General features: G+C 40.7%; 12 protein-coding genes. 4 read left to right on the top strand and 8 right to left on the bottom strand.

What is annotated here, in order from left to right; genetic code table 11:
- Positions 1-5: 5 nt before the first annotated feature.
- The 3 genes from HG267_RS23185 to HG267_RS23195 all read right to left on the bottom strand — a co-directional run bounded on the left by HG267_RS23185 (position 6) and on the right by HG267_RS23195 (position 4024).
- Positions 6-1391 carry a DUF2079 domain-containing protein gene (locus HG267_RS23185; protein WP_045868179.1) on the bottom strand — a complete coding sequence of 462 codons (1386 nt, stop codon included), beginning with the start codon at positions 1389-1391 and terminating at the stop codon, positions 6-8.
- 19 nt (positions 1392-1410) lie between these two features.
- A complete protein-coding gene (locus tag HG267_RS23190; protein WP_045868180.1) occupies positions 1411-2580 on the bottom strand; it encodes a membrane protein in 1170 nt (389 codons plus the stop codon).
- Positions 2581-2737: 157 nt separating this feature from the next.
- Positions 2738-4024 (bottom strand): mannosyltransferase family protein, encoded by a 1287-nt coding sequence (locus tag HG267_RS23195; RefSeq protein WP_045868181.1) that lies wholly within the window; start codon positions 4022-4024, stop codon positions 2738-2740.
- 775 nt (positions 4025-4799) lie between these two features.
- Between HG267_RS23195 and dxr the strand changes: the two genes are divergently transcribed.
- A complete protein-coding gene (dxr, locus tag HG267_RS23200) occupies positions 4800-5996 on the top strand; it encodes a 1-deoxy-D-xylulose-5-phosphate reductoisomerase (protein WP_045868182.1) in 1197 nt (398 codons plus the stop codon).
- A gap of 114 nt (positions 5997-6110) precedes the next feature.
- On the opposite strand, the gene HG267_RS23205 is transcribed toward dxr, so the two are convergent.
- Positions 6111-7670 (bottom strand): cation:proton antiporter, encoded by a 1560-nt coding sequence (locus HG267_RS23205; protein ID WP_045868183.1) that lies wholly within the window; start codon positions 7668-7670, stop codon positions 6111-6113.
- Between the two features lie 115 nt (positions 7671-7785).
- Here HG267_RS23205 and HG267_RS23210 point away from each other — a divergent pair, with 115 nt between their 5' ends.
- A complete protein-coding gene (locus HG267_RS23210; RefSeq protein WP_045868184.1) occupies positions 7786-8796 on the top strand; it encodes a DUF389 domain-containing protein in 1011 nt (336 codons plus the stop codon).
- A gap of 179 nt (positions 8797-8975) precedes the next feature.
- On the opposite strand, the gene HG267_RS23215 is transcribed toward HG267_RS23210, so the two are convergent.
- On the bottom strand, positions 8976-11987 hold the full coding sequence (locus HG267_RS23215) for a hypothetical protein (RefSeq protein WP_045868185.1): 3012 nt from the start codon (positions 11985-11987) through the stop codon (positions 8976-8978).
- 309 nt (positions 11988-12296) lie between these two features.
- The gene (gene infC, locus HG267_RS23220; protein WP_045868186.1) at positions 12297-12830 is read right to left on the bottom strand and encodes a translation initiation factor IF-3; all 534 of its coding nucleotides are present in this window, start codon (positions 12828-12830) and stop codon (positions 12297-12299) included.
- Positions 12831-13423: 593 nt separating this feature from the next.
- Between infC and HG267_RS23225 the strand changes: the two genes are divergently transcribed.
- Entirely contained in the window at positions 13424-14404 is a 981-nt protein-coding gene (locus HG267_RS23225; protein WP_045868187.1) for an alpha/beta fold hydrolase, read from the top strand.
- Between the two features lie 255 nt (positions 14405-14659).
- Here HG267_RS23225 and HG267_RS23230 read toward each other — a convergent pair whose 3' ends face one another.
- Positions 14660-15046: a BON domain-containing protein gene (locus HG267_RS23230; RefSeq protein ID WP_045868188.1), complete on the bottom strand. Its 387-nt coding sequence runs from the start codon at positions 15044-15046 to the stop codon at positions 14660-14662.
- Positions 15047-15324: 278 nt separating this feature from the next.
- Here HG267_RS23230 and ilvN point away from each other — a divergent pair, with 278 nt between their 5' ends.
- Positions 15325-15846, top strand: coding sequence for an acetolactate synthase small subunit (gene ilvN, locus HG267_RS23235; RefSeq protein ID WP_045868883.1), 522 nt, complete (start codon positions 15325-15327; stop codon positions 15844-15846).
- Positions 15847-15852: 6 nt separating this feature from the next.
- Here ilvN and HG267_RS23240 read toward each other — a convergent pair whose 3' ends face one another.
- Complete coding sequence (locus tag HG267_RS23240) at positions 15853-16707, bottom strand: SDR family oxidoreductase (RefSeq protein WP_045868189.1); 855 nt, start codon at positions 16705-16707, stop codon at positions 15853-15855.
- Positions 16708-17039 lie beyond the last annotated feature (332 nt).

Consider the following 17039-nt stretch of genomic DNA (forward strand, 5'->3'; position numbering starts at 1 on the left):
ATTAACTACTCTTTACTAAATAAATACACATCATCACGCTGATATTGCAATTTAAATTCCGGCTGAGTTTGCAACTGATTGTATAAGTTCTGATAATCTTCTGGACTTGCTGCCCAACCAGGATGGCGCAGATTCAGCAATATATAGTGATAATTATTTACGTCGTTGAGATTATATTTAAAGCTAATTAATTCTCTATGGGTTAAATGTGGCGTAATTATATCTGTAGTGAAAACGCTATCTGGAGTTTTAATTAAAGCGATCGCATTTTTAGTGGCTTGCGAATTATCTACATTTCTGAGATACCTAGAAGTAAATAATCCCCATTTACCTAGAACTAAAAACCCTATTAAAGACCATATAATAATTACCCGATTTTGCTTTATCCAGGCTTTACCACTTGCAAGGCTGGCAATTATCGCTACCATTAAAAATGGTAATGCTGCTAGGGAGTAATGCAAAACCAAATTTTTCTGTGAGGGATGATCGGCAAGTATATTCAATGCGATACAAGGAATTGCACCTATTAAAGGTATCATATATTGTGGTTTTAAACCCCATAATATAGGCGCTATTAAACTCACTAAGTATTCTAAATTGATAGATGAAAAAATATTTTTGAAAATAACTTCTGGGTGGGATAGTAAAATTTGTATCGTTTCCGAAAATGAGTTTCCTAAATAGCTATAGCGATAAAGATGACGGTTGAGTAATGCTGCTTCACCACCAAAAAACGGGATAATCAACTCATTCGCAATCAGAAACCATGCTGTACCGTTAAAAAGTGCGATCGCACCATATAATCGCTGCTTTTCAAAAAAGAATAACCACACCCCCATAGCCGCTACCGTCAAGGAAAGTACGGCTTTACAACCTAAAACCAAAATAATACTAATGCAAAACCAAATTATTTTTTTGCTTCTAGCAGCGAAAATTGCTGTTAAAAGTGCAGGAACAGCAATTACATCGGGGTGAAAATCACACAAATTGCTGTTATAAACTACTGGATATAGTAGGTAAACAGCCATCATGACGACTGCTTGAGTTTTGTCTAAACCTGCTTGCAATGCTAGCAAGTATGTAGGTAAAGCACCTAACGCTAAGGCAAAAGATTGGACTGCAAACAGCCAATAAACGCTAGGGTAAATTTTGTAGAGTAAAGCCAAAAAATATAATATCCAAGCAGCATGATCTGCTAAAGCATGAAAACCAATTATCGAAGAAACTGGTGTTTTTCCCTGACTAATTAAGTAAATTCCTTGGTCAAAAAATGCTAAATCTCCAGATGAGTTAAATAATTCATGTCTGAGGGTACTAGAGATAAATAAGATGATGGTGCTAATCAAAATAATTGCACCAACAGTATTCAATTTGGGAATTTTTTTATCCACTAGAATTTATGATGATTCTCTAGGAAATTTTGGCTTTTAATTTCGGATAAATCATATCACAATGACGCACAATAAACCAAAGCGTAAAACCTAAAGGAAAAGCAAATAGTTTGATATATATCGGAGTTCCTAGATAACCAAAAAATGAAGCCATTTGTACTGATATGGCTACCCAGCGATATTGAGGAAAATAAAACGCAAAGATAATTGACAATATATCAGCAGGGTAAAAATATCTTTCGTGCATTTTCGGCAGAATATAGGGCATAAACAAAACCGATATAGTTGCCAAATGAATCAGTCTGTCTTGAGTAATTTCTAACCGATTTTTGAAAACAACAAGATAGGCTAATAGCAACATAGCTGCTACTGTTAAAGCTAAACCTATCGGCACTACAATATTATAAAAATCGTTGGGAATCCATTGATATAAATTTGGTGAGCCTTTCGCTAGTTCCTTATATTTATTAGCTTGGTTAAAGTAGACTAATAGTAAATCAGGCATGGGTCTGCCTGCAAACCAAGCTGGTAGCATTAAAACTATATATACCAAGGGTACTATAGGCAGCAAATACCAAGAGATTCTTTTTTTCAGCACCATGATTAAGAGTAAAGGTGCTAAAAACATCGCTTGTAATTTAAAAGAAACGGCTACACCAAAACTAATTAAAGCTGGAATTTGCTTGTAAATAGATAAAAAGTAAACGCAAGCAACTAATCCCGTTGTATAGATAACGTCACATTGACCCCAAAGGGAACTATTGTAAATAACTGTAGGGCTTAAAATAACTGCTAAAAAAGCAAATATTGCCATTCTGCCAGATGGATATTTTAATTTAACAATTTTGTAAGTGAAAAACGCACAAACAAAATCCATAGACATGGCAAAAAGCTTAATTCCCAGTATTTTTGGCAATCCAGAAAGCAGCGTTGCTGCAATCAAAATCCAGTAGAGATAGGGTGGTGTATAGTCAGCAAAACCATATTTTAAAGCACTAAATCCACCGTGGGAAGCGATGAAATCATACCAAGGCGCTAAAAAATATTTATAATCAACTGATTTATTGGGAATACAAAGCCACCGAATGAATACAGCGAAAATAATACCAAGACCCAAATATACGCTAACGGGGTAATTGAGCGGAGATTTGATAAATTTAAAAAATGTCTGCTCTGAAGTTTTCGCCATAAATGATTATCTATTCTTCAGAAATTATAAAATCTTTCTATTCCTTTTCTGCAAAAATTCGGATGCTGTTGAGGCAATCCCTACAATTGTTTACGCCTAAGCATCTGCTGCCAAATCAATAGGGTACAGCATTGCTGTACCCTAAAATCGTCAATATTTACCCTACCCAAATTTGCTTGGCAAAGCCTACAGCTAGCCTGGCAAGTAAGACAGCAAACAAGCCCAAGGTTAAATAACCCCAGCGATAATGCCGAGATAGCAAAACACCTACGCCAACGCTTAAAGGCACAATACCATAAGCAAGACGGCTGAGTGAGAGCGTACCCCCAGAAGCTAACAGTAAACCTATACCGCAAAAACCATAGATTGTAGTTACTGGGGTGAGTTGCTTACGCAATCGCCACAAAATGAAGCCACCACCCAATACTGTAAACAGGTTCAGGAAATTATTAATGAATTGTTCGTTAACCAGAAAGAAAAATATTCCAGCTAAAGCATACAATCCATAAAATACCTTAGCCTCAATTAAGTATTTGCGGAAGCGCCATAAAGGATAAGCGCTGACAAGTATGATGCTAAACAACAGAGGGTGCCAAGGATTTTTTACCCAAGCATCCTGCCAATTGGATGTTCCTATGGCAATTTCCATCACCATATTCCACCAACCTTGCCCATCAAACCCAAGAGAAGGTCGCCAGCCGCGTTGCGCTTGAACGAAGGCTAATGGGTGACCAAATTTAATCAGGCAAAAAAGGCTGAATGACAGGATACCAATCGCTGTAGCCAAAGATGCTACATAAGCGATCGCAGGTCTACGTTGTCTCCAAGATGCGATCGCTAATGCTGGAATCAGCGCCATCCCTGTTGGCCGTGTGGCTGTGGCTAGTGCGCCCCACAAAGCTGTCCAACGATATTGCTGTTGATCAAAAGCCCGCAAAGCCGCAGTACTCAAAAATAAATACAGCCCCTCTGTATAAACCACTCCAGTAAACATAGCTTGAGGACACCAAGCCATCACAGCAGTCACCCACTGCGCGGCGATGATTCCACAATGCTGTTTCACCCAAAAGTAAACACAGTACAGGGCGGCGCAAAATGCGATGTTATTGATCAGCGTTCCTGCTAATTCAAACGATAAGCCCAGCTTCATTAACAGCCAGATACTTAGGGGAAATAGGGGAAAGAACGCCAGATTATGTTGGTTGCCATCATCGACAAACTCATAGCCAGACGTGACTATTGAGCGATAATGTACGCTATCCCACGCATTCACAACTTCCCAGCCAAAGTTAGGAGTCGTTCCGTCCGTTGGATCTGATAAATGTGGGGCTAGCAGCAGCATGGCTATGAAGATGAAAATTCGGCTGAAAACCCAGACTGCTGCCGGAAAAATGAGTTCATTTTTCCATAAAGATTTTGCTATAAATATTTGAACTTTAGCCATAGACTTGAGTTTTTCAACCGACTCCTTGATGCATCCTTTGAACTATGGCTACCATTCTAAAATTTCTAAGTATCATTCAACACCTCACACTCATCCACTCACTCAATTAATCAACTGTAAAAGAAAAAGGCTTGTAATGTTATTAGCCTTTCTTAATCAGTAATAGCTGTCGGTTACTAATTGCACAAATTCTAGGCAATTATGATTAAATTTATAGTATTTATATACACTGTTTTGAGCAATGCTCAGGAAGAATCAACTAGAGAGGGCTGTACAGAAGTCTAGAGCAATTAATCCCATCTGTACTCAAGAGTCAAAAGTTAAAATTTCCGGGTAAAGTATATTTCTGAATTTTGAATTAAAAAGTGGCAGCGAATCAATCAGGGAATTTATTCAAATGAGATTTCTTGATCCTCTCTGCTCCCTGCTAAGGGACTTCCAGAAATTAAATTATCCATTTAAGAGAGCGAAGCCCATAATTGTCTTCTTCCTCCTCTGAGGTGAAAGTGCTGAGTTCTGAGTAAAAATCCCATTACAGCTTTTATGCAAGGCTTTGGAAATTTTTTTCATTGGGACTGCTTGCCAAAGCGATCGCTATATTTGTTAAATGAGAAGCTTGTATCCTCCTGGTGCGGATATCAATAGGGCTGATAGCAGTATGACTTCTTAATCAAGAGTAATTCTCTATCTTGAGTTGCATTGATTCTACCCATGACTGTGATTAAGAGTCCTCAGCAATTTATAGTGAGAATTGTTTGTAAATCCTTAAACAATTGTGAAAGCTATTACTCTTGTTGGTTCCACTGGCTCTATTGGTACTCAGACTTTAGATATTGTCTCTCAGTACCCAGATCAGTTTCGGATTGTAGGATTGGCAGCGGGAAGCAATGTAGAAATGTTAGCTGCTCAGATTCGGCAGTTTCGACCGCAGATAGCAGCTATTTGTGTAGAAGAAAAATTGCCAGCGCTACAAGAAGCAATCAAAGACCTCGATCCGCAACCAATTCTTCTAGGTGGCGAAGCTGGGGTTATAGAAGTTGCGCGCTATGGTGATGCCGAAACTGTTGTGACTGGTATTGTTGGTTGTGCAGGTTTGCTACCAACAATTGCGGCGATTGAAGCAGGTAAAGATATTGCCTTAGCAAACAAAGAAACTCTCATTGCTGGTGGGCCTGTAGTTCTGCCTTTAGTAGAAAAGCATGGCGTAAAATTGCTACCTGCTGATTCCGAACATTCCGCAATTTTTCAATGCCTCCAAGGTGTACCTAAAGGCGGTTTAAGAAAAATTTTACTCACTGCTTCTGGTGGTGCTTTCCGAGATTGGGAAGTAGAAAAGTTAGCAGAAGTCACCGTTGCTGATGCCCTCAAACATCCTAACTGGTCTATGGGGCGGAAAATCACAGTCGATTCTGCGACTTTGATGAATAAGGGTTTAGAAGTAATTGAAGCTCATTTTCTCTTTGGCATGGATTATGACCAAATTGAGATTGTTATCCATCCCCAAAGTATTATTCACTCGCTGATTGAACTACAAGATACTTCAGTTTTAGCTCAACTGGGCTGGCCAGATATGCGCTTACCCCTACTGTATGCTTTATCTTGGCCCGATCGCATTTACACAGATTGGGAAAGATTGGATTTGGTAAAAGCAGGAAACTTAACCTTCCGCGAACCAGACCATCAAAAGTATCCTTGTATGCGGCTAGCTTATGCAGCAGGTCGCGCTGGCGGTTCCATGCCGGCTGTGTTAAACGCTGCCAACGAGCAAGCTGTGGCTTTATTTTTAGAAGAAAAAATTCGCTTTTTAGATATTCCCCGTTGTATTGAATCGGTGTGCGATCGCCATCAAAATGATAACTGTAAAAATCCCTCTTTAGATGACATTTTGGCAGCAGATAAGTGGGCAAGGCAAGAAGTTTTAGCAGCAACTGAAAATTTAACAACTCAATCGCGGGTAATTTCTCTGCGATAAATTATTAAACCCAACAAAGCAATTTTGTTTTGTTGGGTTTTTTTGGTAATGGGTAATTGGTAATTGGTAATTGGTAATTGATACAAACACCAAACACCAAACACTAAATACTTTTCAGTCTCCCTTTTGTAAAACTTCCTGAAGCATAGGCGCGAGTTCTTTACTTAAGCGACCAGAACGCACAAATTCCGCGTAGGTGTCTGCCTCAATAGAGAAAAGTTCTCCGCGCAACTGTTCAAATATAAAGCTTTTTAGGTTGGGATATTCATTTTGTAATTTGTCTATTTCTGCTTGTAAATCTTCAAGTTCACCTTTAATTAATGCCTCTTGATAACGGTAAAATTCTGGGTCTATACCTGGACGCTGATCGGTTTGCAGGTGTTGCAGAACTCTTTCTAAAGCTACATGACGAGCCGATAATTCTAAATAGCGATCGCGTAAGGGAGCATCGCCTAAAAGATTGAGTTTTTGCAACAAAGGTTTAATCGTTAGTCCTTGAACTAACAAAGTAAATAGAACTACTCCAAATACTGTAGCGATAATTTCTTCTCGCTCTGGCAATATTGTTGGTACACTCAATGCTAAAGCTATAGAAACAGAACCGCGCAATCCTCCCCACCACAAGATAGTTTGGTCAGGTAAAGAAATTTCTGAGTTAGTCAGTTTTGTACTTAATTTGCTGAGAAGATAAATCGCAATTAATCGCATCAAAATCATTGCTGCAAGTGTGATAGCAATGATGTGGAGGTTTGCTGCCAAACTTGTAAAGTGAATTTGGTCGCCAATCAATAGAAATACTATTGAGTTAACAAAAAAAGCTAAAAATTCCCAAAATTCAGAAACAATAATTCGGGTACGGGGATTCATGCCGATACGAGAGCCAAAGTTACCTAAAATTAAGCTTGTAGTTACTACCCCAATTACGCCAGAACCCCCTAAGTCTTCAATAATTAGGTAAGTTCCGTAAGCTGAAACTAGAGTTAAAGATTGTTCTACTAAAGGTAAATCGAAGCGTTGAGTTAGGTAGGAAATACCAAACCCAATGAGACTTCCTACTGCCACACCAATACCAATAACTTTCAAAAGCTGTAACAAAATTGCTTGGATTTCTAATTCTGCATTTCCTAAAGGTAATGCCACTAAAAAACCAAAAGCTACTACCGCCATACCATCATTGAATAAGCTTTCGCCTTCCATGAGAGTGACCAGTCGGCTGCTTACTCCCAATTCTCGAAACACAGCAGTAACAGAAACCGGATCGGTAGCCGACAAACTCGCCCCAATCAGCAACGCTGTAGTTAAAGATAAGCCAGCAAATTGATTGAGACCTATTGCCACCCCCACAATAGAAATCACTACTCCCAAAACTGCATATAAGCAAATTGGCAGCAAATCGCGCTTCAAATCAGACCATTTCAAATTCCACGCAGCTTCAAATAGTAAGGGTGGTAAAAATATTAATAAAATCAATTGCGGCGAAAGGTTGACTAAGCGAATATCCGCAAATGCCAAACCCAATCCCACAATTACCAGTAGCAAGGTATAAGGTATCTGGCGAAACCAGCTAAATATTTGCGGTAGGGTTGCTACTCCTAAAGAGACTGACAGTACTAAAAGAAATTGCTTTAAGTTAGCTGTAATAACTTGTTCAGCAATTGCTGGTTCAAGCGTCATAAAGAAAATCCTGGTAAAGTGTTTTACTTACTCTGCATCTGACCATTTCTAGATGACATCAGTCAAATATAGGATTTTAATGAACCAATGACTAAAAATTCACCTTTCAAGGAGGATGGTCTTGGGTAATAACATTCGAGACCGCTTTAAAAATTTTCGTCGCCAAGGATCTCAACCAGAGCAACTCCAAAAAATCCAAACGGATTTGCTGGCGGAATCAACCTTAGACGCATCCTACCTAACTTTGATTGTGGGTTCCTGTGCGATCGCTACTTTTGGTTTATTGTCCAATAGTAGTGCTGTCATTATTGGTGCGATGATTATTGCGCCTCTGATGCTACCGATTCGGGGATTAGCCTTTGGCGCATTAGAAGGTAATGTAATTCTCTTCCGCAAAGGGATAATAGCCGTCGTGGTGGGTACGTTCTTGGCGGTAGTCATGGCTTACAGCTTGGGAATGCTTGTACCTATACCCAGCTATGGTAGTGAAGTGCTAGCCCGTTCTGAACCCACACTATTAGATTTAGGCATTGCTGTCGCCGCAGGTGGTATCAGTGGCTACGCCAAAGTTGAGCCGAAAATTTCTGGTAGTGTGGCGGGCACTGCGATCGCAGTCGCACTTATGCCCCCTATCTGCGTGATTGGTTTAGGCTTGGCGCAAGGCAACTGGTCACTAAGTATAGGCGCAACCCTGCTTTACCTCACCAACTTATTGGGGATTACTTTATCCTGTATGCTGACATTCTTGGTAGCAGGATATACATCTTTCTCTCGTGCCCGTCGTCCTCTCATTTGGACATTAGCTTTAACCGCAGTCTTGGTCATTCCTCTAGGTGTCAGCTTTGCTCGGCTGGTAAGACAAGGGCAATTGGAAATGAGCTTACGCAGAGCATTATTGAATCGAACTGTTACCTTTCAACGCTTACGCTTAATTAATAGTAATACCAACTGGCTAGCAAATCCGCCAGAAGTGCGTTTAATTGTGCGATCGCAAGAACCCGTCACACCTCGACAAGTGAAGTTATTAGAAAACTTTATCGAGCGCGAAATGGGACAATCCTTTACCCTAATTTTTGAAGTTGGTGAGGTAGAAGAAGTTCGCGCAGAACAAAGTCAAGCAAAATAATAATATTTTCATAATTGTAGAGACGCGATTCATCGCGTCTTTACTCCAGAGTCAAAGAGACGCGATGAATCGCGTCTGTACAAGAGTCAAGGATTATTTTTACCCAGTCCCCAGTCCCCAGTCCCCATTCCCCCTTATCCCCAGAGGGGGCCCCGAGTTCCCCAGTCCCCAATCCCCACCTACACTTCCTGCGTAATTTTAGGATTTTGCAGCTGATATTTCGCCATCAAATTTTTAACTTGAGCCACCACTAGGGGATGTTTGTCTTTTTGCAATTGGGGAAGTAGTTCTACAACAACACGACGTGAAACTACGCTGAGATAGGTAATTGCAGCTTCCCTGACAAAACCTGTGGGATGGCGCAGAGAAATCATGATTTCGGGGATTGTCAGGCGGATATGGCTAACTTTCGCAAAATGGAAACAGCAAGCTAAACACCAGTCAGATAGGAAGTTGGACAACATTAATAAACGACGCAGGCGATCGCTAATTGACATTTTTTCATATTCTCCTAACCCGGCTGCGCCCAACAGATAAAGTTTTTCTTCAGGCGATCGCCGATCTAACATATTCAGCAACAATGTTTTGCAAGGTAAATTGATCGTATGGTCTAAGATTTCTAAGCCTCGTGCTAAATTCGTGCCGGAATCAGACCGGAGATTAAAGGCTGCTGCTTGCATTTTGTCTGGGGAATAAAGCAGCTTTAATAGCAGTAGGATTCTTTCTCTCACATCGATTTCTAACTCTGCTAAGGAGCGTTGCAGTAAATCAAAAACTAATTTTGACTGCTCATCTGTAGTAGTTTGTTGTTTAGTAAAGTCTATAAAAGCGGCATAGATTTCGCCTAAAAATTTTAATTCCTGTTCAATAAAAGTTCCCACTCTACCTTCATAAAATCTATCTTCTAAACTCTGAATTTCTGGTTGTTTATGGATTTTCAATAAGCTACGCAAAATATGATATCTAGTAGCACCCCAAGATTGTTCTAAGTTTTGCCATAAACAATCTACGGCTTCCACAGTGCCTATTTGACCAATAGTACGCCAAGCGTACATCCTCAGTATTTCTGGTTTGTAATTATTAGTAGCCAACTGCAACAGCATTTCTAGGGCTTCATTTTCTAGTTTCACTAAGGCACTCATTGCTGTGTTGCGGGTGGATTTATAGTATAGTGCGGCTAATAGTGCTGAATAGTATTCTTCTAAGCGAGTAGAAGCAATCATTTCTAAAACAGCACAGCGTACCCGTAAGGATTCATCCTGTAATAAATTTGGGATATGAATCCGCAATGCTTGCAAATAAACTGCTTCTCTTAAGGCTTTAACTCCATTCACCCGTTCCCGTTCTAGTTTATGAGTGAGCATCCTCCGCATAGTTGTGGTAGCTGCTACCTTTTGCATTGGCGTTCCTTGACGCAAAAGTAAAGCGGCGGCTGTAGCACGAATGAGTGAGTGTTGTCGGGGATTGAGGTAATCTTCTAATAAAGCTAAATTAGGATGTGGTTCAGCCAGCCAAACGTAGCGCAAAGCTAAAGCAAATACTTCTGGGGTAACACGCTGTTCGGAATATTCTAATAAAGGCCGGACATCAGGTAAATATTTTGGATTGGCCTCAGCCATCAGCATGACTTCCAAACTTTGACATTGCAAATCTGAAGGTAATTTGATGAGCAGAGGTGCTAAAACTTCGACTGCACCCTGGAGGTCAATTTGGGTTAAAAGTTCAATACAAGAGCGTTTATCTGCTAAACTACCTTTTTCTTCTAAAGCTTTGACTACACCTTGTTGTAGTACCCGCAAACCGACGTTTGTAGCACTTAGCTCTCCCCGATCTGCACTCAAAACTAACAAATCGACATAGTGCGATCGCAGTAACATTACTACTTTTAAACAGATAGCAGCTACGATTACTGTTTCAGCAATAAATACCCACTTTTGTAATTCTTGAGGAACAAATTGCGCGCAAAATAATAATGTCAGAAAAATGACTACACCAGCCAAACCTGTAGCGATCGCATCTGCTGTTCCTCCTGATAATATCTGCGTTCTGTTCCGAATGCGTTCGGGGATTGGTTGGTACAGTGCTGGGCCGCTACTCATAATAAAGGTGTAGCGCAACAGTTCATCGAAGAATTTGAGAATGATTAACCCCCAGAAAAAACTGGAGAATTGCATTGTGGGAAATAGATTGAATAAAGCAATCCCAACAGGTATGAAACAACCTACCGTAATTGGTAATAACGCTGCGGCAAAAAATACTCCAATCCTTTCAATTAAGCGGCTGGAAATAAACCACTGTGTCATCAACTCACACAGTCCTACCATGCCGCCAAATAAACCTAAGAAACTTGCCAGTTCTTTCTCGTCAAAATTAGATTTCAGTTCGCGCAGATATTGAAAATCGATTAACAATCCCAGTACTTGCAACAGACCAACAAAAGCAAACAATTGCCAAATATAAACTTTGAGTGGCTCTTTGAGGCGATGGTGCCTAGAAGCTTCTTCTGGAGCCTGTAGGCGTTGTGGTGCGTCGGGAAAGGAAGTGCGATAGTGATGACTTAGATATAAAAGAATTACTGACCCTAAAATAATTACTGCACAAGCAATAACAATCACTTTACTGAGCTTCGCATATTCCAGTAGCCACGGCAAACTAAAACCGCTAATCACATCAGCTACTAACAAACCACTGCTTACCAGGGGATAGGTGCGTTTAATTTCGCGAATATTAAATAGTTGATTAGCGACTATAGAAGTATTTAGGTCATTGACTACATAAAGTGCGTCTACCCATAACCGCATCAAAAATACAATCACTACCGTTAAATAGGAAATATGTATTTCCCAATGTAAAAATACTAATAAAACTAATGGCGTAACCATGCAAGGTGCGATCGCCACAATCACCCAGCGCAAAGGAAATATTTTTTGTAGCCAAGAATATAAAACAACCAGCCCAAAACCGATTACCGCGCTGGCAATATACATCAAAGGCAGTGGATCGGCTCCATATTCATCTAAAAACAGCGCTACTGTACTATCTTCAGCCCACCGTAAACCTACAGATACAGTTGTATAAAAAGCAAACATCATCCATGTCCGTTCGCTTTCCTCAGGCCGGAGATTCAACCACTGTAGCAGCCGTGCCACAGTGCCTCTATTTGTAGGCAACCAGTTATTTTTCTGTTCCATTTAGTTTTACTTTCTGGTAGTTTTATCGCGTATTGGGTAATGGGTAATAGGTAATTGGTAATGGGAATTTGTCTATTTTTTCTCCCCCATCTACCTCATCCCCCTCATCTACCTCATCTCCCTTATCCCCAGTCACCAATCCCTGACCAACAGAACTTACCTAGAAATGGCAAAAGTCCTGAACAACTGAGTATTAGTTTTCCCACTCAGTATTCAGGACTATCATCTTTGGATAAATTTTACCGACTTATATGTCGAGGTGAAATCTTCAGTTGTAATTTATACTGTTTAGATAAGACAGCTGGAAGATTACTTTTTGGGAGAAATCAGCATCATCATATTTCTGCCTTCTTTTTTCGGTGCTTGCTGCACTTCTCCAAACGGCTCTAAATCAGTAGCCATCCGCTTGAGCAATTCTTCTGCTAAGTCACTGTGTTGAATTTCTCGACCCCGGAACATAACAGTAGCTTTGACTTTGTCTCCATCTTTCAAAAAGCGCTCGGCTTGCTTGACACGCACGTTGTAGTCGTGTTCTTCTATTTTGTAGCGCATCTTGACTTCCTTCACATCAGCCGTGTGCTGCTTTTTCCGGGCTTCCCGCGCCTTCTTCTCTTGTTCAAACTTGTATTTCCCATAGTCCATAATCCGACAAACTGGCGGGTCAGCCTTGTCACTAAGCAGCACGAGATCCAATTCTTTTTCTTCGGCTAGCTGTAGTGCTTCTGAGGGAGTAATAATTCCCAATTGGCTACCGTCAGTATCAATGACGCGAATTTTCGGAAATCGAATACGTTCGTTAATTTGGGGCAGATCGCGAGTTCTTTTTTTCTCAATCACAGGCATTATGATTTGTGGGAGCTCTTTATTTAAGAATTTGGCTTGGTCTTGATTGGCCTAGGTTTTGGTTGGTACGCCTCAGAGTTAAAATATAAAAACTACTGAGAACTGAAAAATCAGCCATAGTTCTAGATTAACTAATCTATAAAATGGTTGTGTCTGATTCTGTATTTGTCATTCTACTCATTATGAGAGAATTTCTCTAAAATCGTTAATCTAAATTACACAACCTGGCGAAACGTTAAGTATTGTAACAAGTATTTAACACTTGGTTGACATAGAGTTTTACAAGTGTATTTCCAGAATAGCAAGTTTACAGATAAAATAGCTTTTCGCCAATAAAATGTAATATTTTATACAATAATTTACAATTCGTATAACGTCAAGCCGTGAGCTTGGAAGCTTCTTGATTTTAATCTGTTTGCGGCAGTAATCCTGAATTTATAGCAATTTTTGCAGGAATTACGAAATTACTCGTTAATTTAGGGAACAGGGAACAAGAACATAGCAATGTACTTTCTCAATAAATGCGATCGCTCTCTTCGCCCTCTTAATATGGAAGTTGAGAGGGTTTTGCTCTTGAGACATGGGAGGAATATGTGACCACTGGATTACATTGGCAGCAACGGGTTGGTAATCAAAGAGACTGGATTTGGCGAGGTTGGCAAACTCGCTATACTTACATCCGTTCTGCCCAAAATCACCAAAACACAACGCCCCTGATTTTGCTGCATGGGTTTGGTGCTTCTATTGGTCATTGGCGGCATAATTTAGAAGTTTTGGCAGCACACCAAACAGTCTATGCTCTGGATATGCTGGGTTTTGGCGCTTCGGAAAAAGCTGCGGCTAGTTACAGCATAGAATTGTGGGTAGAGCAGGTTTACGATTTTTGGAAGGCATTTATTCGTCAACCCGTTATTTTAATTGGTAATTCAACTGGTTCACTAATTTCCTTAGCCGCCGCTGCTGCTCACCCAGAAATGGTAAAGGGTATAGTGATGATGAGCTTGCCCGATCCTTCATTAGAGCAAGAAGCTATACCAGTTGGACTGCGACCAATTTTAATGCCGCTGATTACGACAGTTAAAAAGATAGTCGCCTCCCCAATCATACTTAAACCTGTGTTTAATTTTGTACGCCAACCAAGTGTACTACGTCGCTGGGCTAGTCTGGCTTACGCTAACCCAGAAGCCATTACCGATGAACTCATAGAAATTTTAGCTGGGCCTCCTCAAGACCGAGGTTCAGCTCGTGCTTTTAGTGCGCTGTTCAAAGCGACTATGGGCGTTAACTTCAGCCCCAGCGTCAAAAAAGTATTACCAACCTTACAAATTCCTATGCTGTTGATTTGGGGACAAAAAGACCGCTTTGTTCCTCCTATACTTGGTAGCCAATTTGCTCAATACAATGAGAAATTGCAACTGCTTAATTTAGAAGATGTAGGTCATTGTCCCCACGATGAATCTCCAGAGCAAGTCAACCAAGTAATTTTAGATTGGATTCATCAATGTCTTGAGGATAGCCAACAGCCTGTTGTCATCCCCGATGCAGAATCTATCCCAGAAACTCAACAATTTTGATGTGTAAGTAGTCATGCACAATTAAATATATATTTGTCATTGCGAGTGGAGCGTTCGCGTAGCGTCCCGTTCGCGTAGCGTCTCCGTCAGGAGAAGGGAAGCGAAACGACGCAATCGCAAAGGTTTGGAGATTGCTGCGCTACATTTCATTTCGCTCGCAATGACATAAATAATTTTGCTTAAGCACTTATCATTGATGTCATTAATCAAGACTTCAGTCTTGATTGTTAATGTGCTAGAAACAAAGGTATTTCACTAACCTATTGTGACTTGGTTAGTCTCAACACCTGCAGCACCATTGACTGAACGCGCTACAGAAACCATGCGGTTGAGAATCTCTTGGCTGGGAACTTTACCTTTGAGGACTACAGTACCGCCTGTCTGAGCAACCCAGAGAGTATCAACATCATCAAGTTGTTGGTCTTGGTCAAATGCTAATGCTACACGCTTGGCTAATCCACTTTGGTCGTATTCTCCGTTTAAACCTAACCGTTCTGGGGGGATGGTTTGAGTAGAAGCAGACGCAGCGCTAGTCTCAGGAGCAAAGGTAGCGTTAGAAGATTGTGGTACTGCTTGGGGAGCAGGATTTACTTGTGCATTTTGCGGTTTTTCTAAACCAAATAGTCTTTTTAGCCAACCCATAATATTTTTTCTCCTGTAAGAGGTCTGTACAATTTGAGGATAAAATTTTTACAGATACTCCACATCTGCCAGTGAAAAGATATCAACGCTCAGAGGTTTCTGCTTACAGGATGATTTGTCCAGAAATTTAAGTTCTATCAGAAAGTGTAATCAGTGCAGCCTTGAGTTTAAAATTAGAAAACAGATTTCCTTATAAATTTTAGTAGGCAATACTTGTAGGGCAATTATTAGCTAATGTTTGTATTAGTAAAATGATGCCTGAGCCTGTTTTGGCAAAGATGAAACATACCCTTTCAGTTTTGGTAGAAGATGAGGCGGGGGTTCTGTCCCGCATTTCTAGTTTATTTGCGCGTCGCGGCTTTAATATCGAAAGCTTGGCTGTAGGGCCAGCTGAACAGGGAGGAGTATCCCGAATTACGATGGTTGTACCTGGTGACGATCGCGTGATCGAACAAATCACCAAACAACTCTATAAGCTAGTTAATGTTCTCAAAGTGCAGGACATTACCGAAACTCCCTGTGTAGAAAGAGAATTGATGCTCATCAAGGTGAATGCTACTAGCAGCAACCGTTCTGAAGTCATCGAACTATCTCAGATTTTCCGAGCGCGAGTGGTAGATGTCGCAGAAGATTCTCTCACGCTGGAAGTAGTAGGCGATCCCGGTAAAATAGTGGCGATTGTGCAAGTGTTACAAAAATTTGGTCTGAGGGAAATCGCCCGGACTGGCAAAATTGCGCTGACACGTGAATCTGGTGTGAATACTGAGTTGCTTAAGTCTTTGGAAGCAAAGGTGAGTTAGCAAGACTTACAAACCCATAGAAGCTAAAACCAAACGGTCATAGACTTGACCGGGTAAAAGATACTTGAGCAATGAAGCAATTTTCGCGTCTTGTCCTACGAGATAGCTCGTTTTGGGCTGTTTTGCAGTTAATGCATGAACAACAGCCTGAGCGACAAGATCCGCCGCAATTCCCTTGCTAGCCATAATCCCCACTTGTTTGCGGACTGTATTCATTGCTTGTCCGTAGAGATTTTGTGCGAATTCGGGAAGATTATCTCTATCAATGTCAGCTTGCGTTAGAGATTTATCCCAAATTGGTGTAGCAATTGTACCTGGGCGAATAATTGAAACGGAGATTCCCCAAGGTCGCAACTCCAGCCGCATTACTTCGGTAATTGCTTCTAGGGCGAATTTAGAAGCATTATAAGCACCGAGAAAGGGAGCAGCACTTTTGCCACAAATCGAACCCATATTGACAATTCGCCCCTGACCTTGGCGGAGTAAACCCAGAAATGCTTGGGTAACTGCAAGTTGTCCGGTGACATTAACTCGCATTTGATGTTCAAATTCGCTAATGGGGAGCAGTTCTAAAGGGCCAGGAATTGCTATTCCCGCATTATTGACTAAACCTGCTAGCTTTCCATTGCTGGCTTTGCTGACAGTTTCAACTGCTAATGCGATCGCATCATTATCTGTAACATCTAAAAAAATTGGGGTGAGTCTGGATGAGGCTTTCCGCTTAAGTTTTTCAGCATCAATTTCTCGACGCACACCAGCAAACACATTAAAGCCTAATTTATCTAAGAGTAAAGCAGACGCTTCGCCAATTCCTGTGGATGCGCCTGTAATTACTACAGTACCTCGAGTTTCTGCCAGCATTTTTTTCTCTGGGCTACAACCTCTCAAATATAGAGTCACTCACTAGCTACAAATGATAGCTTTGTGACGGCCGCATCTTTGTCACGCTTTTGTAATACCCACGTCAAAACCCTGTGTGATATTGGACATGGTATTTGGTTACAAAATGCTTTCAACTCGGTTAGAGGTAGGGTTTCTACCTTTAACTGATTTTTTTATGAGCAATTTTTTTGCCACAGTATAGACACAGGATGAATAATTTGTAATTGGGTAAGCCAGAGTAGTGGACTAATAAGATTTTGGATTTTGGATTGAGAATTAGTCTTTATATAACAATACGCTTGGGTTAAGCT

The sequence above is a fragment of the Tolypothrix sp. PCC 7601 genome, from assembly GCF_025677855.1.
Taxonomy (GTDB): Bacteria; Cyanobacteriota; Cyanobacteriia; order Cyanobacteriales; family Nostocaceae; genus Aulosira; species Aulosira diplosiphon.